This window comes from Streptococcus parasanguinis (assembly GCF_016648925.1).
Lineage (GTDB): Bacteria > Bacillota > Bacilli > Lactobacillales > Streptococcaceae > Streptococcus.
Window position 1 is genome coordinate 1 of sequence record NZ_JACLQX010000031.1, and the last position, 21399, is coordinate 21399.

At 44.0% G+C, this 21399-nt stretch carries 24 protein-coding genes; 23 read left to right on the forward strand and 1 reads right to left on the reverse strand.

What is annotated here, in order from left to right:
• The first annotated feature begins 150 nt into the window (after window positions 1-150).
• From H7T97_RS09350 to H7T97_RS09385, 8 genes are all read left to right on the forward strand, one after another.
• Window positions 151-1362 carry a phosphopentomutase gene (locus H7T97_RS09350; RefSeq protein ID WP_195529491.1) on the forward strand — a complete coding sequence of 404 codons (1212 nt, stop codon included), beginning with the start codon at window positions 151-153 and terminating at the stop codon, window positions 1360-1362.
• Window position 1363: 1 nt separating this feature from the next.
• Window positions 1364-1909 carry a DUF1697 domain-containing protein gene (locus H7T97_RS09355; RefSeq protein ID WP_195529492.1) on the forward strand — a complete coding sequence of 182 codons (546 nt, stop codon included), beginning with the start codon at window positions 1364-1366 and terminating at the stop codon, window positions 1907-1909.
• A gap of 12 nt (window positions 1910-1921) precedes the next feature.
• Window positions 1922-2731 carry a purine-nucleoside phosphorylase gene (locus tag H7T97_RS09360; protein ID WP_155125856.1) on the forward strand — a complete coding sequence of 270 codons (810 nt, stop codon included), beginning with the start codon at window positions 1922-1924 and terminating at the stop codon, window positions 2729-2731.
• Window positions 2732-2735: 4 nt separating this feature from the next.
• Window positions 2736-3968, forward strand: coding sequence for a chloride channel protein (locus H7T97_RS09365; RefSeq protein ID WP_201090134.1), 1233 nt, complete (start codon window positions 2736-2738; stop codon window positions 3966-3968).
• Window positions 3965-4678, forward strand: a complete 714-nt coding sequence (locus H7T97_RS09370; RefSeq protein WP_195529495.1) for a type 1 glutamine amidotransferase — start codon at window positions 3965-3967, stop codon at window positions 4676-4678. The genes H7T97_RS09365 and H7T97_RS09370 overlap by 4 nt, the downstream gene beginning before the upstream one ends.
• 282 nt (window positions 4679-4960) lie before the next feature.
• The gene (gene deoD / locus H7T97_RS09375) at window positions 4961-5671 is read left to right on the forward strand and encodes a purine-nucleoside phosphorylase (RefSeq protein WP_013903492.1); all 711 of its coding nucleotides are present in this window, start codon (window positions 4961-4963) and stop codon (window positions 5669-5671) included.
• Window positions 5671-6438 carry a hypothetical protein gene (locus H7T97_RS09380; RefSeq protein ID WP_070589118.1) on the forward strand — a complete coding sequence of 256 codons (768 nt, stop codon included), beginning with the start codon at window positions 5671-5673 and terminating at the stop codon, window positions 6436-6438. The genes deoD and H7T97_RS09380 overlap by 1 nt, the downstream gene beginning before the upstream one ends.
• Complete coding sequence (locus H7T97_RS09385) at window positions 6439-7170, forward strand: NAD-dependent protein deacylase (protein WP_195529496.1); 732 nt, start codon at window positions 6439-6441, stop codon at window positions 7168-7170.
• A gap of 37 nt (window positions 7171-7207) precedes the next feature.
• Here the strand turns inward: H7T97_RS09385 and H7T97_RS09390 are convergent, their stop codons facing one another.
• Window positions 7208-8116: a LysR family transcriptional regulator gene (locus H7T97_RS09390; protein ID WP_003003594.1), complete on the reverse strand. Its 909-nt coding sequence runs from the start codon at window positions 8114-8116 to the stop codon at window positions 7208-7210.
• 241 nt (window positions 8117-8357) lie between these two features.
• Between H7T97_RS09390 and H7T97_RS09395 the strand changes: the two genes are divergently transcribed.
• From H7T97_RS09395 to H7T97_RS09465, 15 genes are all read left to right on the forward strand, one after another.
• Complete coding sequence (locus H7T97_RS09395; RefSeq protein WP_195529497.1) at window positions 8358-9794, forward strand: DUF6688 domain-containing protein; 1437 nt, start codon at window positions 8358-8360, stop codon at window positions 9792-9794.
• A gap of 184 nt (window positions 9795-9978) precedes the next feature.
• Window positions 9979-10785 (forward strand): dihydroorotate dehydrogenase electron transfer subunit, encoded by an 807-nt coding sequence (locus H7T97_RS09400; protein ID WP_195529498.1) that lies wholly within the window; start codon window positions 9979-9981, stop codon window positions 10783-10785.
• Window positions 10786-10794: 9 nt separating this feature from the next.
• Window positions 10795-11733 carry a dihydroorotate dehydrogenase gene (locus H7T97_RS09405; protein ID WP_195529499.1) on the forward strand — a complete coding sequence of 313 codons (939 nt, stop codon included), beginning with the start codon at window positions 10795-10797 and terminating at the stop codon, window positions 11731-11733.
• A gap of 180 nt (window positions 11734-11913) precedes the next feature.
• Window positions 11914-12606 carry an orotidine-5'-phosphate decarboxylase gene (pyrF, locus tag H7T97_RS09410; protein ID WP_195529500.1) on the forward strand — a complete coding sequence of 231 codons (693 nt, stop codon included), beginning with the start codon at window positions 11914-11916 and terminating at the stop codon, window positions 12604-12606.
• A 389-nt stretch (window positions 12607-12995) separates the two neighbouring features.
• Window positions 12996-13628 carry an orotate phosphoribosyltransferase gene (pyrE, locus tag H7T97_RS09415; protein WP_024055762.1) on the forward strand — a complete coding sequence of 211 codons (633 nt, stop codon included), beginning with the start codon at window positions 12996-12998 and terminating at the stop codon, window positions 13626-13628.
• Window positions 13629-13770: 142 nt separating this feature from the next.
• Window positions 13771-14370: a hypothetical protein gene (locus H7T97_RS09420; RefSeq protein WP_195529501.1), complete on the forward strand. Its 600-nt coding sequence runs from the start codon at window positions 13771-13773 to the stop codon at window positions 14368-14370.
• Between the two features lie 56 nt (window positions 14371-14426).
• Window positions 14427-14918 (forward strand): DUF3592 domain-containing protein, encoded by a 492-nt coding sequence (locus H7T97_RS09425; protein WP_195529502.1) that lies wholly within the window; start codon window positions 14427-14429, stop codon window positions 14916-14918.
• Between the two features lie 66 nt (window positions 14919-14984).
• Window positions 14985-15482: a hypothetical protein gene (locus H7T97_RS09430; protein WP_229100965.1), complete on the forward strand. Its 498-nt coding sequence runs from the start codon at window positions 14985-14987 to the stop codon at window positions 15480-15482.
• Window positions 15483-15491: 9 nt separating this feature from the next.
• Window positions 15492-15677 carry a hypothetical protein gene (locus H7T97_RS09435; RefSeq protein WP_229100968.1) on the forward strand — a complete coding sequence of 62 codons (186 nt, stop codon included), beginning with the start codon at window positions 15492-15494 and terminating at the stop codon, window positions 15675-15677.
• Between the two features lie 79 nt (window positions 15678-15756).
• Window positions 15757-17259: a glycosyltransferase family 39 protein gene (locus H7T97_RS09440; RefSeq protein WP_201090135.1), complete on the forward strand. Its 1503-nt coding sequence runs from the start codon at window positions 15757-15759 to the stop codon at window positions 17257-17259.
• 130 nt (window positions 17260-17389) lie between these two features.
• On the forward strand, window positions 17390-18043 hold the full coding sequence (locus H7T97_RS09445; protein ID WP_195529505.1) for a uracil-DNA glycosylase: 654 nt from the start codon (window positions 17390-17392) through the stop codon (window positions 18041-18043).
• 9 nt (window positions 18044-18052) lie between these two features.
• Window positions 18053-18517, forward strand: a complete 465-nt coding sequence (locus tag H7T97_RS09450; protein ID WP_201090136.1) for an NUDIX hydrolase — start codon at window positions 18053-18055, stop codon at window positions 18515-18517.
• An 11-nt stretch (window positions 18518-18528) separates the two neighbouring features.
• Window positions 18529-19797, forward strand: a complete 1269-nt coding sequence (locus tag H7T97_RS09455; RefSeq protein ID WP_155124942.1) for a dihydroorotase — start codon at window positions 18529-18531, stop codon at window positions 19795-19797.
• Between the two features lie 14 nt (window positions 19798-19811).
• The gene (locus H7T97_RS09460; RefSeq protein ID WP_201090137.1) at window positions 19812-20654 is read left to right on the forward strand and encodes an SGNH/GDSL hydrolase family protein; all 843 of its coding nucleotides are present in this window, start codon (window positions 19812-19814) and stop codon (window positions 20652-20654) included.
• Window positions 20623-21255, forward strand: coding sequence for a YpmS family protein (locus H7T97_RS09465; protein ID WP_070450145.1), 633 nt, complete (start codon window positions 20623-20625; stop codon window positions 21253-21255). Before H7T97_RS09460 ends, H7T97_RS09465 begins: the two co-directional genes overlap by 32 nt.
• The last annotated feature ends 144 nt before the right edge of the window (window positions 21256-21399 follow it).

A 21399-nucleotide genomic window follows, 5' to 3' on the forward strand; every position in this document is an offset into this window, starting at 1 on the left:
TAGAGCCCACTCAACCACTGCGTCTTGCTCGACAATCCAAAAATAATTGAGAGGCTAGGACTTTTGTCCCAGCCTCGGATCAAACAACGGCTCTCTTCTTATAGGGATATGGTATAATATAGCTAGTTTAATAAAGGAAAGAGGCAGTATATGTCAAAATTTAAACGCATGCACTTAGTTGTGCTGGATTCAGTTGGGATCGGTGCTGCACCAGATGCCAATAACTTTGTCAATGCAGGTGTTCCAGATGGAGCATCTGATACTTTGGGCCACATCTCTAAAACCGTCGGCTTGAATGTACCAAACATGGCCAAAATCGGTCTTGGAAATATTCCTCGTGAAGTACCATTGAAGACGGTGCCAGCTGAAAGCAACCCAACAGGCTATGCAACAAAATTGCAAGAAGTCTCTCTTGGGAAAGACACCATGACTGGTCACTGGGAAATCATGGGGCTCAACATTACAGAACCGTTTGATACCTTCTGGAATGGATTCCCAGAAGAAATTATTACAAAGATTGAAGAATTCTCAGGACGTAAGGTCATTCGTGAAGCTAACAAGCCTTATTCTGGTACAGTGGTCATCGATGACTTTGGACCACGTCAAATGGAAACTGGTGAGTTGATTATTTATACATCAGCAGACCCTGTGCTTCAAATCGCGGCTCACGAAGACATCATTCCTTTGGATGAACTCTACCGTATTTGTGAATACGCTCGTTCCATCACTTTGGAACGTCCAGCTCTTCTAGGCCGGATCATTGCTCGTCCTTATGTTGGGGAACCTGGAAACTTCACACGTACAGCCAACCGTCGTGACTTGGCTGTTTCACCATTTGCGCCAACTGTTTTGGACAAGTTGAACGAAGCGGGTATCGATACCTATGCAGTTGGTAAGATCAACGATATCTTTAACGGAGCTGGTATCAACCACGATATGGGTCACAACAAATCAAACAGCCACGGTATGGATACCTTGATTAAGACCATGGGACTTCCTGAGTTCCAAGAAGGGTTCTCATTTACCAACTTGGTAGACTTTGATGCTCTTTATGGTCACCGTCGCAATGCTCACGGCTACCGCGATTGCTTGCATGAGTTCGATGAGCGCTTGCCAGAAATCATCGCAGCCATGCGTGAAGATGACCTCTTGATGATTACGGCTGACCATGGTAACGACCCAACCTACGCTGGTACTGACCATACGCGTGAATACATCCCATTCTTGGCTTATAGCCCATCTTTCAAAGGCAATGGCGTGATTCCAGTCGGACATTTCTCTGATATCTCTGCGACAATTGCTGAGAACTTTGGTGTTGAAAAAGCCATGATCGGTGAAAGCTTCTTAGACAAATTGAACTAAGATGACACGCTTCGCTCTCCTCGTAAGAGGGATCAATGTTGGCGGGAAAAACAAGGTCGTGATGGCAGAGCTTCGAGAGGAGCTTCAAACGATTGGGCTGGATGAGGTAGAGACCTACATCAATAGTGGCAATATCTTCTTTGAATCTGCTGCTTCTAAAGAAGAATTGGTAGATTTGCTGGGACATTTCTTTCGTGATCACTATCCCTTTATCCAGTCTTTTTCTCTCTTTTCAGCTGAGGACTATGCGCAAGAACTCGCTGCTCTACCAGCCTGGTGGCAGGAGGATCTGGCCCGCAAGGATGTTCTCTTTTACACAGAAGGCCTCGATCAGGATGCTGTCTGGGAGCTGGTCTCCTCTTTTTCGCTCGGTGATGAAATCATCCATCGTGGAAGCCTTGGGATTTACTGGGGTAAATACTCAGAAGAGACCTATACAAAGACAGCTTACCACAGACAAGTCCTCAAGATGCCGGATTACCGTCTGTTGACCATTCGCAATGCCAATACATTTGACAAAATTGGCCAATTTTTAAGGAAATCATAAAGGAGATATGCAATGACATTATTAGCAAAAATCAATGAAACAGCTGCTTTTTTGAAAGACAAAGGAATGGAAGCGCCTGAGTTTGGCTTGATCCTTGGATCAGGTCTTGGAGAACTGGCTGAAGAAATCGAAAATGCCGTCGTAGTAGACTACTCTGAAATTCCAAACTGGGGTCGTTCAACGGTTGTCGGCCATGCGGGTAAATTGGTCTACGGTGAGCTTGCTGGACGCAAGGTTTTGGCCCTTCAAGGACGTTTCCACTTCTACGAAGGAAACACACTAGAAGTGGTGACTTTCCCAGTTCGTGTCATGAAAGTTTTGGGCTGTGAAGGGGTTCTTGTCACTAACGCTGCCGGTGGTATCGGCTTTGGTCCTGGTACTTTGATGGCTATCACAGACCACATCAACATGACTGGTCAAAACCCATTGATCGGTGAAAACTTGGATGACTTTGGTCCACGTTTCCCAGATATGTCAAAAGCTTATACACCTGAATACCGTGAGACAGCTCATAAAGTAGCTGACAAATTGGGTATCAAATTGGATGATGGGGTTTATATCGGTGTGACTGGTCCTACCTACGAAACTCCAGCTGAAATCCGTGCGTTTAAGACTCTTGGTGCAGATGCTGTCGGAATGTCAACTGTTCCTGAAGTCATCATTGCAGCGCATTCTGGCTTGAAGGTTCTTGGTATTTCATGTATTACCAACTTTGCGGCTGGTTTCCAAGAAGAGCTCAACCACGAAGAAGTAGTGGAAGTGACAGAGCGCGTCAAAGGCGACTTCAAAGGATTGCTAAAAGCGATTCTTGCTGAACTCTAATCCAATGAAAGTACGACTCCAAAGGCTGCCCTACGGACTGAGGTTACTTCTAGCCACTTTATCATTAGGGATCGGGACGGGTCTAGTCGGAATTGCCTGTCATTATCTACTAGAAGGGGTGCAAGAGCTGGCTTTTGGCCAAGCTAGTTCCGATTTGCTCCAGCAATTTCAAGAAGCTGGAGGTCTCCGTAGATTTCTGGTCTTGTGTGTGACTGGGTGCTTGGCAGCTGGCTTCTGGTATGTCCTGCAAAAGCGTTATAAGATCCTGTCTATTCGCCAGCAAATTGACCTAGCTGGAGATAGGGAGCCAGCGTTCTTAGCCCACCTCCTTCATGCAGGGATGCAGGTGGCAATTGTCGGAGCAGGTGCATCGGTCGGAAAAGAAGGAGCCCCACGAGAGGTCGGGGCTCTTCTAGCTGGTCGATTGGGCAAAGCTTTCTCCTTGGCAATCAAAGAGCGAAAAGTTTTAATCGCCTGTGGTGCAGGAGCTGGCTTGGCCGCAGTCTATCAGGTTCCCTTTGCTAGTGGCTTGTTCGTCTTTGAGACCTTAGGACTCGCCTACAGTTGGCAGAACTTTCTACTGGTTTTGACCAGTACTTATCTGGCCACCTGGGTCGCTCAGTCCATCGTTGGTCAGGAGGCCGTTTATCACCTGTCCGCAGTTTCATGGTCAGCTAGCAGTTTCTTACAGGCTATTGTGATTGCTTTCTTGGTCACTCCCTTGGCTCTGGTCTTTGCTTTCCTCGCCAAGCGGGCTAGTCACAAACGGCGGAAGGATAGGACGATTCTTTGGGCTCTTCCTATAGCCTTTCTAGTTCTGGGGAGCCTAGTAGCCTTTTTCCCTATCTTTATGGGAAATGGCCAGGTACTAGCACAAGCCCTCTTGTCTAGCCAGTCGATTCCTTATCTTCCACTGACTCTTATAGTGAAGGGGCTTCTGGTTTATCTCCTCTTGCGCAATGGTGCCTATGGGGGAACCTTGACACCATCATTTGCCCTTGGGATTGGATCTGGCTATCTAGTGACCTTGCTTTTGACAGTTCTTGGGATTCATCTGGATCCTGCTCTAGGGATGTTACTTGGAGCGACAGTCTTTTTAGGGACGACCCTAGAAGCTCCTCTGGCAGCCATTGCTCTGAGTCTTGGATTTACAGGGCAGCATTTAAATTTGACAATTCCGCTTGTACTTGCGGCTGGTCTGTCTTACGTGATTCGAAAGAGATGGGAGAAGAAATGATGAAGGTACATTTTGTACTGCATGAAACCTTTGAAGTGCCGGGCGCTTATCTAAAATGGGCACAGGAGCGTGGCCATCAAGTGACCACGACCAAAGTCTATGAGAATGAAACCTTACCAGAGTCAGTGGATGAGATTGACTTTTTGATCGTCATGGGAGGACCTCAATCGCCAGATGAAGATCGAGAAGCTTTTCCATACTACGATCCTCAGGCAGAGATTGAACTGATTCAAAAGGCCATGAAGGCAGATCGTTATATTGTTGGGGTCTGTCTGGGTGCCCAGCTCCTGTCTGTTGCCTATGGAGCGAAGTATGAGCACAGTCCGGAACGTGAGATTGGGGTTTATCCAGTGACCTTGACGCCTGAAGGACTCACAGATCCACATGTCGGTGAGTTTGGAAAAACTCTTGAAACTGGCCACTGGCATGGTGATATGCCAGGATTGACAAAAGATGCTGTTGTTCTTGCTACTAGTCAAGGGTGTCCACGTCAGATGATTCGCTTTAGTCCTAAACATTATGCCTTTCAAGCCCACTTGGAATTTGATCCAGAAGCAGTCGATCTCTTGATTGCTGCTGACGGTGAAGATGTTTTGGAAGAACAAAGTCAAAAATTGACCTTTGTTCAAAAACCTGAAGCCATTCGTGTTTACGATTATCGAGAAATGAATGCCAAACTCTATGCGTTTTTGGATTCATTAACAAATTAAATATAAAAATGAAAGGAAGAGCATGTGTTCTAATTTGAACACGAGCGGAAAGCTCTCCTAAATACTCAATAAAAAAAGAAAGGAAGAGCATGTGTTCTGATTTGAACACGAGCGGAAAGCTCTCCTAATTACTCAATAAAAAAAGAAAGGATGGGTTTACCGTATTCGCTGAACTGAATACGGGCGGAGAACTGTGTAAAAAAGATAAACTGTCTAGCATCTGCGATGCGTCGTCAGTTTCCTATTTTTACTTTGTTCTCTGTCGCCCTTTATATCTTAATTATGTCTATCCATATTGCTGCTAAGCATGGTGAAATTGCTGATAAAATTCTTCTTCCTGGGGATCCTCTTCGTGCGAAATTTATTGCTGAGAATTTCCTTGAAGACGCTGTTTGCTTCAACGAAGTCCGTAACATGTTTGGTTACACGGGTACTTATAAAGGTCACCGTGTTTCTGTCATGGGTACTGGAATGGGGATGCCATCGATCTCTATTTATGCGCGTGAGTTGATTGTCGACTACGGCGTGAAGAAATTGATCCGTGTCGGAACGGCTGGTTCTTTGAATGAGGATGTGCATGTTCGTGAATTGGTCTTGGCACAAGCTGCCGCAACCAACTCAAACATCATCCGCAACGACTGGCCTCAATACGATTTCCCACAAATTGCTAGCTTTGATCTTTTAGACAAGGCTTACCACATTGCCAAAGACCTTGGTATGACGACTCACGTCGGCAATGTCTTGTCATCAGATGTCTTCTATTCAAACTATGGTGAAAAGAACATCGAGCTTGGTAAATGGGGTGTCAAAGCTGTAGAAATGGAAGCAGCAGCCCTTTACTATCTTGCTGCTCAACACCATGTTGATGCGCTTGCTATCATGACGATTTCAGATAGTTTGGTTAATCCAGATGAGGATACAACCGCTGAAGAACGTCAAAATACTTTCACAGATATGATGAAAGTCGGTCTTGAGACCTTGATTGCAGACTAATGGCAAAATTCTTTCATGATGAATGGCTCTACGATCTCCAAAATTATCACTACAGCCGGGCTCTGCGTTCTATCAAGCAGCAGGAAGATGTACCGGATTTGTTGGTGAGCTTACTGCAGTTAATGGCGGAGCGTCGAGAGCTCAATATTCAACCCGTCATGAATCAAAAGTTGAGAACCGAGTTGCTAGAAGCGACTGGTTTTCAGCTTTTTTGGCATGAAGATCCAGAAGATGAGCAGTTGGCCAATTACCTCTATGACTTAGAGGCGAAGTTGCGAAATGAGCAGATTATTGACTTTGTTCGTGCCGTCAGCCCAGCCATCTATCGGATCTTTATGCGATTGATTCAGTTGAAAATTCCTGATATTACCAACTATATTCATAACTCCAAAGAATCCAGTTATGACCGTTGGAAATTTGAGAGCCTGCATGCGTCTGACAACCCTATCCTGCAGCAATTCCACAGCGAAAGTGTGGTCAATTCATCCAGTTTGACGGAGTTGATTGTGCAGTTGGACTTGCCAGATAGCGTCAAAGTTGCGGCCCAACAATTGCGGGAGTTAGAAAAATCAGTTCGCAATCCCCTGGCCCACTTGATCAAGCCTTTTGATGAAGAAGAGCTCCATCGGACGACAGGTTTCTCTTCTCAGGATTTTATGAAGAATTTGATTGACCTTGCAAGCTACACAGGCATTCATTATGATCAAGCTAACTTTTATTTTGATCAGGCCAATGCTGTCATGGAAGAGCTACTAAAGGAGAAGTAGATGGATAAGATTGCTCAACTACAGGAGATGATTGATCAGAGTCAACGGATCGTGTTTTTCGGAGGGGCAGGAGTTTCCACGGAGTCCAATATTCCAGATTTTCGAAGCTCAGATGGTGTCTATAGTGTTCAGGTAGGGCGGCATTTGACAGCTGAGCAATTGGTCTCCCATACCATGTTTGAGCGCTATCCAGAGGACTTTTTCGACTTTTACAAGAAGTACTTGCTCTACCCAGATGCCAAGCCCAATGCAGCCCATCGCTATCTGGCTCGGCTTGAAGAGACTGGTAAGCTCAAGGCAGTGGTGACACAAAATATCGATAGTCTGCATGAAATGGCTGGGTCAAAAAGGGTCTTGAAACTCCATGGCAGTGCTGATCGCAATTACTGTACGGGTTGCCAGCGATTTTATGATTTGGAGTCCTTCCTAGCTTTAGAAGGCCCGGTTCCACACTGTCTGGACTGTGGCAAGGTGGTCAAGCCTGATGTGACCCTCTACGAGGAGCCTCTCGATATGGACGTCTTTAGCCAAGCAGCCCAAGCCATCCAAGAGGCTGATTTGCTGATTATCGGTGGTACCTCTCTTGTGGTCTACCCAGCAGCCAGTTTGATTCAGTATTTCCGAGGGAAGAAGCTGGTTGTCATCAATAAAACCAGTATCCCACAAGATAAGCAAGCAGACCTAGTTATCGAAGGAAAAATTGGGGAAGTCTTTTCACAATTAAGACAATAAAAAATATCTGAGTGAACATGGATCACTCAGATATTTTTTATTTATCAAACTTCACTTCCTCAAGCAAGTACTCGATGAATTTTTCTCCCATTTTTGAGAGGGCTGTTTTTTCATGTTTGATGTAGACCAGCTCGATCGGGTCTTCGATATCAAGGGGAATGGAGACGATGTTATTTCCGTTGAGATTGCTGTTGAGGATCCCGGTCGCAATGGTGTAGCCATCCAGACCAATCAAGAGATTAAAGAGGGTCGCGCGGTCACTGACGACTATTGATTTCTTATGATGCTCTTGAGAGAGGATCTCTTCTGAGAAGTAGAAGGAGTTGTGGGTTCCTTGGTCATAGCTAAGGTATGGGAAATCTTCCAGATCAGACAAGTGAACGATCTCTTTCTTGGCAAGAGGATTGGTCTTGCTGACAAAGATATGAGGTTGCGCTGTAAAGAGGTGGGTGGCAATCAAGTGATTATCATCCAGCATCTTAGAGAGGACATCTCGGTTGTAGCTATTCAAAAAGAGTACGCCAACCTCGCTTCGGAAATTCTTGACGTCATCGATGATCTCCCAAGTCCGCGTCTCCCGTAGGAAGAGCTCGTATTTTTCCATGTCGCTTTTCTTCAATAGTGAAACGAAGGCCTCAACCACGAAGGCGTAGTGCTGTGAAGAGACGCTGAAAAGCTCACGAGAGCCCACAGGATTTTTATAGCGCTCGGACAAGAGGTCGATCTGCTCCACCACCTGGCGTGCATAAGAGAGGAACTCCATCCCATCGCGAGTCAAAGTGATCCCTTTAGGATTCCGGATAAAGATTTCAATCCCCATCTCATTTTCCAAGTCCTTAACGGCATTGGAAAGGCTAGGTTGCGTGATGAAGAGTTGTTTTGCGGCTTCATTCATAGAGCCGGTTTCGACGATTTTGATAATGTATTGTAATTGTTGTATTCTCATGCTTTTATTTTAACATAAAAAAGCGCGTTTTTCCCGTAAAATGTGGTCTTTCAAGGACTGTATGAGAATAAGACAGGCTGAGGTAGGTAATAGGAAGTAGGCTAGATCAAATAGTTAAAAAATAGAAGATTGGAAACAAAATCTACATCTGGGGACTGATTTTGATGGAAAAATACAGTTTTGCCTTGCTGAAGGTAAGATCTGATTGATAGAATGGTAAAAAATTGATTGAGGAGATCTTATGAAAAAACTCGTTTCCTGGTATAAGAAAAAGGATAAGGAATTGGAAACCCATTTCACAGCTGGTCTGTTGCAGATCAATTTTGTGACCAATGCTCTGATTCTATTGGCCTTTTACATCTATTTGGTTATTAGTCAGTCGCTCTACGCAATAAAGGATCCATTCATTCAATTTAGTGTTTGGGAGGTCATTGCCTTCACCATGGAGATCTTTCCTTACGGTTTGACTCTGGCCCTCTTTGTCCCCAATATTTTTGTCATCATTTATGGGATTGGTCGGTGGTCTAGCCTCCAGTTCAAAGAATCTGAGGAAGAAGCTCTCAAAGATCCAGAACTGTTTGAGGATAGAGGGCCAAAAGAAGGAGAAAGGACAAGAGAAGATGACGCATTCCTTATGAAGGAAAAGCAGGAATCACCTAGTCCTAAGCCTGTCAAAAAGAAAAAGCAACAGCCTACAATTGTTCTTTGGTTTGGTCTCTTTGGTTGCTTTCTCGAAGCGATTTTCATTTACATCGTCAAGGAGATGACTTTTTACGATTGGAGTGAAAGTTTGATCAATTCGCAGAAGCATGCCCTGATCTGGTCTGGCGCCTATCCGACCTTCTTCACACTGGCAGCTCTTACTTTAATAGCCTTGATTATCTATTCCTACCGGGATGCGAATTCACTCTCGCCGTTAGCAAATGTCTTCTGCATCAGTGGCATTCTAGGAGGAGTGGTTCTTCTCTTAGTTTTTGATAATCAACTGCAGGTAGCAAGTTTTCACACCTTTTTCTTACTGATCTATTCCATCCATCTTTTATGGGTTCGCATCAGGGAGTGGCAGGAAGATCGAACAGAGATAAGCTATGAGAATCGTCTGTTTCAATGGCTCCATCAGCTCTTAAACAAGTCGCGTAACTGGCCATGGCTAGCAGTTCTGGTTGCCCTTCCGACCCTAGCCCTTGTTGTCCTCGTTCTCATGCTCTTTGGGCAGCAGCCGGATTCCATGATCAAGGCCTGGACCAATACAGCTGACTGGGCCTTCTCACAGAAGATCCCTCCTCAGAATCTCATCATTGATGAGCACTATCTCTGTACAGTTGCGGCTGGTGGCCATGAAAATGTTGTCAAGCCCCAGCGGATGGGCGTCCGCCACGGACATCCAGTTGTTGTCAATCGCCAGCTTTGTATTGCCAACGCTTTTGAGCAGGTGCTGGAAGAAAAGACGCCACGTTTCCATCGCTTCTTGCGTCGCAATTATGACCGCTATGGCTATCCCTTTGCCAAACATATTAAGAAAAAATGGGCTATGGACCTGATCTACTACCTGATGAAACCGTTGGAATGGCTCTTTTTACTGGTTCTTTATCTAGTTGACCGCAAGCCTGAAAACCGAATCGCCATGCAATACATCAAACCGATCCCAGAAGATTTTGACCCTAAGAAAGCTTCCTAAGTTACTGATTTTACTTGACAAGCGAGAAGGAGCGCGATATAATGAGACAAATTTAACCTTTAAGAGGTCCAGAGAGGCCTGCAAGGAAAGACAGAAAAAAGATCAGCGGACGGAGTCTAGCTGATCATTTGTAGGACCTTGCTTTTGCGAGGTCTTTTTTGCTGAAAGAAAGAAGAGGAAACCAATGGTCAGTGACAGTTGTAAAAAACGCTTCGGTAAAATCATGATGGAGGAGATGGAGCTCGTCGCTCAAGAAGAGATCGCTCCCCGCATCTATTCTATGATCTTAAAGGGGGAAATGGTGGCGCAGATGCTGCCAGGTCAATTCCTTCATATCCGCGTCCCTGATGGGTCCAAGCTCCTTCGCCGTCCGATTTCAATTTCTGAGATTGACCGTAAGACACAGACTTGTCGCTTGATCTACCGCATCGAAGGTGGGGGGACAGCTATCTTTTCCCAATTGCCAATTGGTAGCAAACTCAGTGTCATGGGACCTCAGGGAAATGGCTTTGATCTCACCAATCTCGGCCAAGGTCAGAAAGCCTTAATCATCGGTGGCGGTATCGGTGTTCCTCCTTTGGTCCAAGTGGCTAAACAGCTGCATGAGCAGGGAGTAGACGTTGAAGTGGTTGTCGGCTTTGCGACCAAAGAAGCCGTCATTTTGGAAGAGGTGCTTTCTCAGGTTGCTCATGTCACTGTAACGACAGACGATGGGACTTATGGCACTAAGGGCTATGTCTCTACGGTCATTGATCAGATGGACCAGGAGTTTGATGCTATCTATTCTTGTGGAGCACCTGGCATGCTCAAATATGTCAATACCAAATTCCATGATCATCCCCGCGCCTATATTTCTATGGAATCGCGTATGGCTTGTGGGATGGGTGCTTGCTACGCCTGTGTAGTGCATCTGGAAAATGAAAGCCAAGCAGCCAATAAGCGCGTGTGTGAAGACGGACCGGTCTTTGAAACCGGTACGATTGTGATGTAGGAGGACCTTATGACAGCAAATCGACTAGCCGTATCCTTACCTGGTTTAGACTTGAAAAACCCGATTATTCCGGCATCTGGCTGTTTTGGTTTCGGTCAGGAATATGCTAAATACTATGACTTAGACCTGCTTGGATCCATCATGATCAAGGCGACAACCGCTGAGGCTCGCTTCGGAAATCCGACACCACGCGTTGCTGAGACGCCTGCCGGCATGCTCAATGCTATTGGTCTCCAAAATCCAGGCGTAGACGTGGTCCTAGCAGAGAAACTCCCTTGGTTGGCACAACATTATCCCGACTTACCGATCATCGCCAACGTAGCTGGCTTCTCCAATGAAGAGTATGCAAAGGTATCAAGAAAGATCTCGCAAGCCCCAAATGTCAAGGCCATTGAGCTCAATATCTCTTGTCCCAACGTGGACCATGGCAACAACGGTCTCTTGATTGGGCAGGTTCCTGAGTTGGCCTATGCGGCTGTGAAAGCAGCGGTAGAAGCGTCCTCCGTCCCTGTCTATGTCAAGTTAACGCCTAGTGTAGCAGACATCACGCAGGTCGCAAAAGCAGCAGAGGATGCAGGGGCGACTGGTTTAACCATGATCAATACCTTGGTCGGCATGCGCTTTGACCTCAAGACTGGTAAGCCCATCATTGCTAATGGAACCGGAGGTATGTCGGGTCCAGCCGTTTTCCCAGTTGCTTTGAAACTTATCCGCCAGGTTGCCCAATCCACTAAACTTCCGATTATCGGAATGGGAGGTGTCGATTCAGCCGAAGCAGCCATTGAAATGATGATTGCAGGGGCCTCTGCGATTGGAGTTGGAACCGCTAATTTTACCGATCCTTATGCTTGTCCAACCATCATCGAAGATCTGCCACAGGTCATGGATCGCTATGGTATTGACACACTTGAGAACTTCCGAAAACATGTACGGGAAAATCTACTGTAAATCCTTGACTTTTCCCAAATATCGTACTACAATAAATAAAAACCTTTAAAGTAGTCCAGAGAGGCTCCTAAGGTCTAGACGGTGAATCACGGTAGTTGTTCCTACCTAATTTTCGTGTAACCTTGCCTCGGGCAAGGTTTTTTTGTAGATAAAATGATCAATCAAAAAAAGGAGTAATCCATGCGTGAAGAACGTCCTATTATCGCCCTTGACTTCCCAGCTTTCGATGATGTCAAAAACTTTTTAGAGCATTTTCCAGAAGACGAAAAATTATTTGTAAAAATCGGAATGGAATTTTTCTATGCAGTTGGTCCTGAAATTGTACATTACCTCAAAGGGCTTGGACACAGTATTTTCCTTGATTTAAAATTGCATGATATCCCAAATACAGTCAAATCAGCCATGTCCGTACTGGGGACTTTCGGAGTAGATATGGTGACGGTCCACGCAGCCGGTGGTGTAGAGATGATGCGCGAAGCCAAGGCAGCTCTTGGTGAAGGAGCTAAATTGGTAGCCGTGACCCAGTTGACTTCTACCAGTGAGGAAGACATGCGTGATTGCCAAAACATCCAAACAACGGTCCAAGAATCTGTAGTTAATTACGCTCGCAAGGCGCAAGAAGCAGGCTTGGATGGCGTTGTTTGTTCAGCCCATGAAGTAGCTTTGATCAAGGATGCCACTTCATCAGACTTTGTCTGTGTCACACCAGGGATTCGACCAGCAGGAGCTGAAATTGGTGACCAAAAACGGGTTATGACGCCACAAGAAGCTCATAAAATTGGATCTGACTATATTGTTGTTGGACGTCCAATTATTCAAGCAGAAAACCCATGGGATGCTTACCATGAAATTAAGAGACAGTGGAATAGTTAAGAACGTCTAAGAAGCTGTGCTTCAAGACGTTCTACGGGAAGCCCGATAGGGCCTTCCCTAAACTATTCACTAGATTTAGAGGATAAAAATAATCGTTTTATCCTCTAAATCGTCGGAACACTAATCGCTACTAAAAGTGAAACTTTTGTAGCTCTACGGGAAGTCCTATGGGACCTTCCCTAACACATTCACTAGATTACAGAAGAGAAAATGATCGTTTCTCTTCTGTGATCGTCGGAATAATAATCGCCAGTAAAAGTGGAACTTTTGTAGTTCTACGGGAAGTCGGATGGGATCTTCCCTAACGCGTTAACTAACCTTTAATGTTGTTGTTTAAATCTAAAAATGATTTAATTCGTATATTATTAAAATCGTAAAAAGGAGTCGTCATGTCATTAGCTAAAGATATTGCTAGCCATCTTTTAAAAATCGAAGCCGTTTATTTGAAACCTGAAGAACCTTTTACTTGGGCATCTGGGATCAAGTCCCCTATTTATACAGATAACCGTGTAACCCTCGCTTATCCTGAAACTCGTACCTTGATCGAAAATGGATTTGTAGATAAAATCAAGGAAGCTTTCCCTGAAGTAGAAGTGATTGCAGGAACTGCAACTGCAGGGATTCCTCACGGAGCTATTATTGCGGACAAGATGAATTTGCCATTTGCCTACATCCGTAGCAAACCAAAAGACCACGGTGCTGGTAATCAAATTGAAGGCCGTGTACCACAAGGTCAAAAGATGGTCGTAGTGGAAGATTTGATTTCTACTGGTGGATCTGTCTTGGATGCCGTCGCAGCTGCCAAGCGTGAAGGAGCAGATGTCCTTGGTGTGGTAGCTATCTTCACCTACCAATTGGAGAAAGCTGATAAGAAATTTGAGGAAGCTGGCGTTCAACTTGAAACCTTGTCTAACTATACAGAATTGATTCATTTGGCAGAAGAACAAGGTTACATCACTTCTGAAGGTTTAGAGTTGTTGCACCGTTTTAAGGAAAACCAAGAAACTTGGCAAAATAAATAAAACAACTGAAGCGTTTTTAACGCTTCTTTTTTATACTCTTTTCACTAGTTGGTGGTTAACTTGATTCTCAAAGTAAAATCCGGTATGATAGTAGTAATTGTTTTTATGAATGAAGGAAAAACTATTTTTAAGGGAGAATAAGATGTCAAAAGAAGATTATTTGCAAATGAAGAAGCAGGCTCGGGTCTGGTTTACCGTCAATATCATCATCAGTTTGATCGCTATTGCAGGAGGAATTTTAGTGGTCATTAGTAAATCACGTCATATCCCATTTCTATTGATGGCCTTGGGGGCACTGACCTTGATGAACCAATTCTTGGTTACCCCTGCTTTCAACGCCAAAAAAGAAGCTGAGGAAGAACATCCAGAATGGAAGAGCTTGTCTACTAAAGGTACTAAAATAACTGCGGAGAATCTGCAAAAAGGTTTTTTGGTGTCAGCTATGGCTCTTCTGGTTGTCATTATTGGTTTCTTCATGTTCTATCGTCCTCTTCCGACAACAGACGCAGGAACTGAAGTGATCAAAACTTATCGAGAGATCCAGTCTGTGCCAGAAAGTTCGACAGAAAAAGAATCTAGCACAGTCTCCAATTTAACCCCGAAAGACGTTCAAACTTTACAAGAATTGAAAGAAGAAATCGAATCCAATGCCCCATCAGATTCAAATTCACTAGATATAAACAAAGCAAAAGATTTCGCAGAAAAAGCGCAGCAACAGAATTGGTTGAAAAGGGGAGAGTAAGATGACTTTTCAAGTGGTTTGAAATCAACTAGTTTTTGTGAAAGGGTAAAAAATCAATGACAGTAACAACATTCTGGCTTAGTTTGGGCATTCTGACCCTTGTTTTTCTGATCATGCTGTTCATCTTTTACACCTTGTATCGTCGTGAAATAAAAGTGAAAACAGAATCAACCGCAAAAGTTATGGGAGAAGTAGTTGCTTTTGATTCCAAAAATCAACTGCTTATTTCCCTGCCTGTGGTGGAGTATCAAGTCGGGGGCGAAAGATATCAAAAGACCTTTACCTACGCTTATTTCAGAGAGACTTCTTCTAAGTCAAGACAAACCAATGTTTTCGATAGAACCTATGTTCTTGGAGCAGGTAAAAATCTGGATTTGCGGATGATATTCCCAATTGGGTCTCCTATGACAGTTTTTTATAATCCAGTCGACCCACAGATTGGTTTTGTCGAACGATATGCCGGCTTAGTCGGTTTCTATAAAATCGGAATGACTCTAACGGTTGGAATTTATCTTGGGTTAGTATGCATTCTAGCTTTGTTAGGTTGAATTGTTCGGACCCATCTTAAATAAAAAGCACATTCATATATATTTGGTTGAATGAGAGGATTTTCAATGCTCACAAAAGGAACATGTTTTAATATCAGTTTGAATGGGAAAAGGCCTCTCTGGGGCTACTTTTTGTTGGTAACAGATCAAGGGGAAGAATTTATTATCAAACGCAATAGTAAAATCCCTTTCGACAGATACCGAAAAGTGTACCAGACCAGTTATTCGTTTAAAGATCAAATTTTTTCAAAGAAAGCACCAGCAAATGTTTCTTCTTTGATTGGTGTTCCATTAGGTTTATTATTAGCAAGGACATATAGAAAGATCCTTCCCATGGATCTTTTCTTTGGGAAAGCAAATCTTGATTTGAATGTTAGAGAAGGAGCGATAAATGTCCTTTTGTTTCTCTTTGCAGTTATGATCACTTTATGGTTGGTCACTATTGCCAGATATGTGCAGTTGAAATGGTTTGTTGAAAAAAATGAAGCAGAACTAGTATTTGTTGGTCAGATAAAGCCTACAGAGTATCTTCAAAAAACAGCAAATGGAACCGAGGTGTGGTGAATGCGAAAAATGAGAAAACGTCAATTGTTTGCCCTTGTTTGTTTAAGCTCTATTGTTCTGTTTTTAGCTTATTTTGTTCAAATGCGCTTGTTTTTGGGATTGATTTTATATTTGTTGGTTGTTCTTTTTTATAGAGGCCTTGAATTCACAGAGCCTCGGGAAATAGAGTTTGATTTTAAGAAAGACCCTAAATAATTAAGATTATTCCCCAACCTGAATGATTTCGTACCACCCCAAAACAGCAGAAATGCTGTTTTTTTGATATAATGGAGCTATGTTATCGAAAAGTAAACGTATTCTATTTGGGATGCTTCATGTTGTCATGTTGCTAGTGATGGTCCACTGGTTCTTGATCAGTGTGATCTATCTGAGAGAGATTTCATGGCTAGCCATTTTAGGTGCTGGATTGCTATTTCTGCTAGCCTGGCTGAAACGCGATGGGCTAAAGAGTGCCTTTGCTTGGTTGACTCGGCATAAAAAAGGCTTCTTGCTTGGAGCCCTTGTCTTTCAGTTGATTGTTATGGTTTGTGCGGAGCTCTTTATCCGTCGGGATGCCGCGGTTGTTTTCAAAGGAGCTTTTGATCTTCTTAAGCAATCTTCCATCACCAACTACCTCAGTCGCAATCCCAATAACATTCCGCTCTTTCTTTACGAGAAGTTTTTCTATGTCTTATTTGGCTCTAGCGGTCTGTGGGTCATGCAGGCTCTCAATATCCTCTATGTCAATCTGGGTGCAGTCCTCTTGTACAAGCTGTCCCAGAAGCATTTCAATCAAAAAACGGCTAATCTGATCTATCTCTTCTATGTGAGCTTGATCTGTTACTCGCCTTATTTCTATTCTATGTACACGGACATTCCGCCACTTCCTTTGATCGCTCTTCAGTTATGGTGGGCTTTGGATCTATTAAAGGAAGATCAAGCAGTCTCCTGGAAGAAGATTGTTGGCTTGGGCATCTTATCTGGCCTATCCATGTTGATCCGTCCAACGACGATTATTGTCATGATTGCCTTTTGGGCTGTGCTCTTTTTCAGAGGAAATTGGAAGGCCTTTGGAAACATTGCTACGGTGACGGTCTTGACGACGGGCTTTGTCTTTGCAGGATTGAATACAGCGGTTAATCATCAAAGAGTTGTACCGATCTTGAAACAAGAAGGGCTGGCTAAAGGACCACTCATGTTTATCAATCTGGGCTTGACAGATATGGGGCACAACCAAGAAGATATGAAAGAAGGCTTGCTAGCCTATATTGATGAGGATAAGCGATCGGATTACAACAATGGCCTCTTTAAAAAAGAAAATGTGATCAAAGAAATCAAGCGCCGTCTCAAGGAGTACGGACCGTTCGGTTTGATCGGGCATATCTACTACAAGCAATCCTTGACGGTAGCAGAAGGGACCCTAGGTTGGCTTTACCGAGATGTAGAGTATGAGAAGACGCCTTTTATCAATCCTCTCTATGCACCCCTGACTAAAAATAATGGTCTTGCAAAATGGGTGCGGACCTATTTCCTTAGCATTGATCGCCCGCAGTACAGGTATTATGAATTTGTCAAGCAGCTGATCTGGATCGTCCTATCAGCTGGTTTGGTTGGAGCTTATCTCAAACGTCGAGATACAGATGACTTTAACTTCCTTTCCTTAGCGGTTTTTGGTGGCTTGCTCTTCTTAACCATCTTTGAAGGAGGGAAGACCCGCTACCTCATCCAATTCTTACCGCAAATTTTACTAGTCGCTTCGATCGGTCTAGCAGGATTTACCAAGAAAGAAAATACCTAAAAGCTCTGGCTTGTTTGACAGGCAGAAATTGAGGTTGGATAAAAATGTCCAGCCTCTTTTTTATCCAGTGGATCTGCGCCAAATGTGGTATAATGGAAGGTAAGAATTTATTGGATAGCGGAGAGTTTCCATGCAGCATTCACCCTGGCATGAAGCCATCAAATCCCATCTTCCAGAAGGGTATTTTCACCAGATCAATGACTTTATGAATGAAGTCTACAGCAAAGGAGTGGTTTATCCACCGCGTGACAAGGTCTTTAAGGCCTTGCAGACGACAGGGATGGATCAGGTCAAGGTCTTGATCTTAGGCCAAGATCCCTACCATGGACCGGATCAAGCGCAGGGCTTAAGTTTTTCTGTTCCGGATCATGTACCAGCGCCGCCTTCTTTGCAAAATATTCTCAAAGAATTGCGCTCAGATATCGGAGAGAAGCGTTCCCATGATCTGACCTCTTGGGCAGAGCAAGGAGTGCTCTTGCTCAATGCCTGCTTGACAGTGCCAGCTGGTCAGGCCAATGGCCATGCAGGACAAATTTGGGAGCCTTTCACAGATGCTGTGATCAAGGTGGTTAATGAGTTGGAGGAGCCTGTTGTCTTTATCCTCTGGGGATCTTATGCCCGTAAGAAAAAGCCGCTGATTACCCAAGATCGACATTTGGTCCTTGAATCAGCTCACCCAAGTCCCTTATCGGCCTACCGAGGATTCTTTGGTTCCCAACCCTTTTCAAAAACCAATCAATTTTTGACAGAGGCGGGACGCGAGCCGATTGATTGGTTAAGATAGGAGAAAGAAATGCCGCAATTAGCAACGATTTGTTACATTGACAATGGGAAAGAATATCTCATGTTGCATCGCAATAAAAAGCCCAATGATGTCCATGAAGGTAAATGGATCGGAGTTGGTGGAAAATTAGAACGCGGGGAAACCCCACAGGAGTGTGCAGCGCGTGAGATTTTTGAGGAGACGGGCCTTAGAGCCAAGCCAGTCTTGAAAGGGATCATTACCTTTCCGGAGTTTACTCCAGATTTGGACTGGTACACCTATGTCTTCAAGGTAACAGATTTTGAGGGAGAACTGATCGAGTGTAACGAAGGGACCTTGGAGTGGGTACCTTATGATCAAGTCCTCTCAAAACCAACTTGGGAAGGGGACCACACCTTTGTCGAGTGGTTGTTGGAGGATAAACCCTTCTTTTCAGCAATGTTTCGCTATGACGGCGACCGCTTGTTAGAGTCGCATGTTGATTTTTATGAATAAAGGAGAATGCAATGGTTGTCATTAAAAATGGTCGCGTAATGGATCCCAAGACTGGCTTGGATCAAGTCTGTGATCTTCGCATTGAAGGAAAGAAAATCGTAGAGATCGCTGAAAACCTCCCAACGGATGGACAAGAAGTCCTTGATGCTACTGGTCTGGTGGTTGCTCCTGGTTTGATCGATGTACACGTGCATTTCCGCGAGCCCGGTCAAACCCATAAAGAAGACATCCATACGGGTGCCTTAGCCGCAGCTGCTGGTGGTTTTACTCGAGTGGTCATGATGGCCAATACCAATCCGACCATTTCAGATATTACGACCTTAGAGGAAGTCTTAGCTTCTGCAGCCAAGGAAAATCTTCACATTCATACGGTTGCGACGGTGACTAAGAACTTTGACGGTCAACACCTGACAGATTTTGAAGGCTTGCTTAAGGCTGGTGCGGTAGGATTTTCAGATGATGGAATTCCGCTTCAAAGCACTAAGGTTGTCCGCCAAGCTTTGGAAGAAGCTAAGCGTCTAGGTACTTTTATTAGTCTGCATGAAGAAGACCCTGAGTTGAATGGCATTCTTGGTTTGAATGAAAATATTGCCAAGGAACACTTTCATGTCTGTGGGGCGACGGGTGTAGCCGAATATTCAATGGCTGCGCGTGATGCCATGATTGCCCATGCGACAGGTGCTCACCTCCATATCCAACACCTCTCCAAGGAAGAAAGTGTCAAGGTGGTGGAATTTGCCCAAGGATTAGGAGCTCATGTGACGGCAGAAGTGGCACCCCAACACTTTTCGAAAACAGAAAGTCTGCTCTTGACTAAAGGAAGCAATGCTAAGATGAATCCACCTCTTCGCTTGGAATCAGACCGTCTAGCAGTGATTGAAGGATTGAAGTCAGGCGTCATCTCTGTGATTGCGACGGACCACGCGCCTCACCATGCGGATGAGAAGAATGTCCCTGATATTACCAAAGCACCATCTGGCATGACTGGGCTTGAAACTTCGCTTTCTCTTGGTTTGACCTACTTGGTGCATGCTGGCCATTTAAGCTTGATGCAGTTGCTTGAAAAGATGTCCTATAATCCAGCACGTCTCTATGATTTTGATGCTGGCTATATCGCAGTGGATGGACCGGCAGATTTAACCATCTTTGATCCAGAAGCAGATCGTCTGGTATCGGATCATTTCGCTTCAAAAGCAGGCAATTCACCATTTGTAGGTGAAACATTAAAAGGAAAAGTTGCTTATACGATCTGTGATGGACAAGTGATTTTTCAAGGATAAGTGATCGTATTCATATGAATCTTAAAAAAATGATGCAAGGCTTGGTTTTCTTTTTAACCAGCCTTCTTGTCTTTGTCTTTCTATTTTGTGCTTTGCTACCAATTGCATCTCCTCGTATGACCAAGCCCAAAATGGCTACGAAAGAAGTCACCTATACTTATGTAGCTCTAGGAGATTCACTGACCGAAGGAGTAGGGGATAGCACCAAGCAAGGGGGCTTTGTCCCCATCCTTGCTCAAAGCCTGTCTAATGAAAATGACGGTCAGTACCAGCCTGTCAACTATGGAGTAGCTGGGAATACAAGTGCTCAGATCTTAGATCGGCTCAAGAAGCAAACAGACCTTCAGAAGGATCTCAAAAAGGCGCGTGTCATGACCTTAACGGTTGGTGGAAATGATTTGCGCAAAGTCGTTGTCGATCATCTGAGTGATTTTTCTCTATCAGATATCCAAAAACCGCTCAAGTATTATACAGCGAACCTCAAAGAAATTATTACAAAGGCCAGAAAGGACAATCCCCATCTTCCCATTTATGTAGTGGGGATCTACAATCCTCTTTATCTGAATTTTCCTGAATTAACTAGTATCCAGACGGCTGTAGATCGTTGGAATGAGACGACGGAAGAAACCATCGCGCAATTTGATCAGGTCTATTTCGTTCCGATCAATGATCTGCTTTATAAAGGAATTGATGGCAAAATGGGCGTATCAGAAATCAGTGACGGGAAGACAACCGTTATCAATGATGCCCTGTATGAAGAGGATAGCTTTCACCCTAACAATACGGGCTATGAAAAGATGAAACAAGCAATATTGGAGAAAATCAATGCCACGAAGAAAACTTGGAGTCAAAAATAATCCCATCAAAGAGAAGGTCCCCTTCCTTCAAAAAATAAATATTTGGAAATGGTTGTTTTTAGGATTGGTCAGCCTTCTCTTAGCCTTCGCTATAGTTGTGCAAGGACGCTTAGCGACGCCAAGAGAAGATGTTAGCCAGCTTCATCAAGCAGTTGGCACCAAAGATGTCAAAGTTGGAACCATGACAACGACTCGTGATCAACTCAATGACACTATCAAATCGCTTCTGAAAAAATATAAGCTGTCCGACTACAAGGTCTATGCGGACAATCAGCAAATCCTATTAGAAGGACAGTTGAGTCTCTTGGGGAAGGATTATCCCTTATACATTTACTTTCAACCATCCAAATTGGAAAATGGGAACATCCTCTTGACGGTGAAGGATTTTTCAGTTGGAACCTTTCAAATTCCTCAAAAAATGGTTTTGCGACTTTTAAGCAAAAATAAAAATATCCCAGATTTTATCCAGATTTCTCCAAAGGAGTCTACCATTACCATTGTACTACCAAAAATTGACAATGATTTTGGAATTTACGTCAAGGCCAATACCATTGATCTCTATAATGACAAGATCGTTTTCGATTTGTATCAGAAGAAGTAGGGCGAAAGAGGCTATTCAAATTGAATTCACAATCATCTTAAAAAATTTCCTTAGGCTTAATAATTCCGAGAGAGTGGGACAGAAATCGGTAATTCGTTAGAATTCGATTTCGTCGTCCCACCTCCGCACAGTTGAGTAGGGCTG

Coding starts and splice junctions, on each gene's coding strand:
- H7T97_RS09350 (WP_195529491.1), top strand. CDS start 151: ATGTCAAAATTTAAACGCATGCACTTAGTTGTGCTGGATTCAGTTGGG.
- H7T97_RS09355 (WP_195529492.1), top strand. CDS start 1,364: ATGACACGCTTCGCTCTCCTCGTAAGAGGGATCAATGTTGGCGGGAAA.
- H7T97_RS09360 (WP_155125856.1), top strand. CDS start 1,922: ATGACATTATTAGCAAAAATCAATGAAACAGCTGCTTTTTTGAAAGAC.
- H7T97_RS09365 (WP_201090134.1), top strand. CDS start 2,736: ATGAAAGTACGACTCCAAAGGCTGCCCTACGGACTGAGGTTACTTCTA.
- H7T97_RS09370 (WP_195529495.1), top strand. CDS start 3,965: ATGATGAAGGTACATTTTGTACTGCATGAAACCTTTGAAGTGCCGGGC.
- deoD (WP_013903492.1), top strand. CDS start 4,961: ATGTCTATCCATATTGCTGCTAAGCATGGTGAAATTGCTGATAAAATT.
- H7T97_RS09380 (WP_070589118.1), top strand. CDS start 5,671: ATGGCAAAATTCTTTCATGATGAATGGCTCTACGATCTCCAAAATTAT.
- H7T97_RS09385 (WP_195529496.1), top strand. CDS start 6,439: ATGGATAAGATTGCTCAACTACAGGAGATGATTGATCAGAGTCAACGG.
- H7T97_RS09390 (WP_003003594.1), bottom strand. CDS start 8,116: ATGAGAATACAACAATTACAATACATTATCAAAATCGTCGAAACCGGC.
- H7T97_RS09395 (WP_195529497.1), top strand. CDS start 8,358: ATGAAAAAACTCGTTTCCTGGTATAAGAAAAAGGATAAGGAATTGGAA.
- H7T97_RS09400 (WP_195529498.1), top strand. CDS start 9,979: ATGGTCAGTGACAGTTGTAAAAAACGCTTCGGTAAAATCATGATGGAG.
- H7T97_RS09405 (WP_195529499.1), top strand. CDS start 10,795: ATGACAGCAAATCGACTAGCCGTATCCTTACCTGGTTTAGACTTGAAA.
- pyrF (WP_195529500.1), top strand. CDS start 11,914: ATGCGTGAAGAACGTCCTATTATCGCCCTTGACTTCCCAGCTTTCGAT.
- pyrE (WP_024055762.1), top strand. CDS start 12,996: ATGTCATTAGCTAAAGATATTGCTAGCCATCTTTTAAAAATCGAAGCC.
- H7T97_RS09420 (WP_195529501.1), top strand. CDS start 13,771: ATGTCAAAAGAAGATTATTTGCAAATGAAGAAGCAGGCTCGGGTCTGG.
- H7T97_RS09425 (WP_195529502.1), top strand. CDS start 14,427: ATGACAGTAACAACATTCTGGCTTAGTTTGGGCATTCTGACCCTTGTT.
- H7T97_RS09430 (WP_229100965.1), top strand. CDS start 14,985: ATGCTCACAAAAGGAACATGTTTTAATATCAGTTTGAATGGGAAAAGG.
- H7T97_RS09435 (WP_229100968.1), top strand. CDS start 15,492: ATGAGAAAACGTCAATTGTTTGCCCTTGTTTGTTTAAGCTCTATTGTT.
- H7T97_RS09440 (WP_201090135.1), top strand. CDS start 15,757: ATGTTATCGAAAAGTAAACGTATTCTATTTGGGATGCTTCATGTTGTC.
- H7T97_RS09445 (WP_195529505.1), top strand. CDS start 17,390: ATGCAGCATTCACCCTGGCATGAAGCCATCAAATCCCATCTTCCAGAA.
- H7T97_RS09450 (WP_201090136.1), top strand. CDS start 18,053: ATGCCGCAATTAGCAACGATTTGTTACATTGACAATGGGAAAGAATAT.
- H7T97_RS09455 (WP_155124942.1), top strand. CDS start 18,529: ATGGTTGTCATTAAAAATGGTCGCGTAATGGATCCCAAGACTGGCTTG.
- H7T97_RS09460 (WP_201090137.1), top strand. CDS start 19,812: ATGAATCTTAAAAAAATGATGCAAGGCTTGGTTTTCTTTTTAACCAGC.
- H7T97_RS09465 (WP_070450145.1), top strand. CDS start 20,623: ATGCCACGAAGAAAACTTGGAGTCAAAAATAATCCCATCAAAGAGAAG.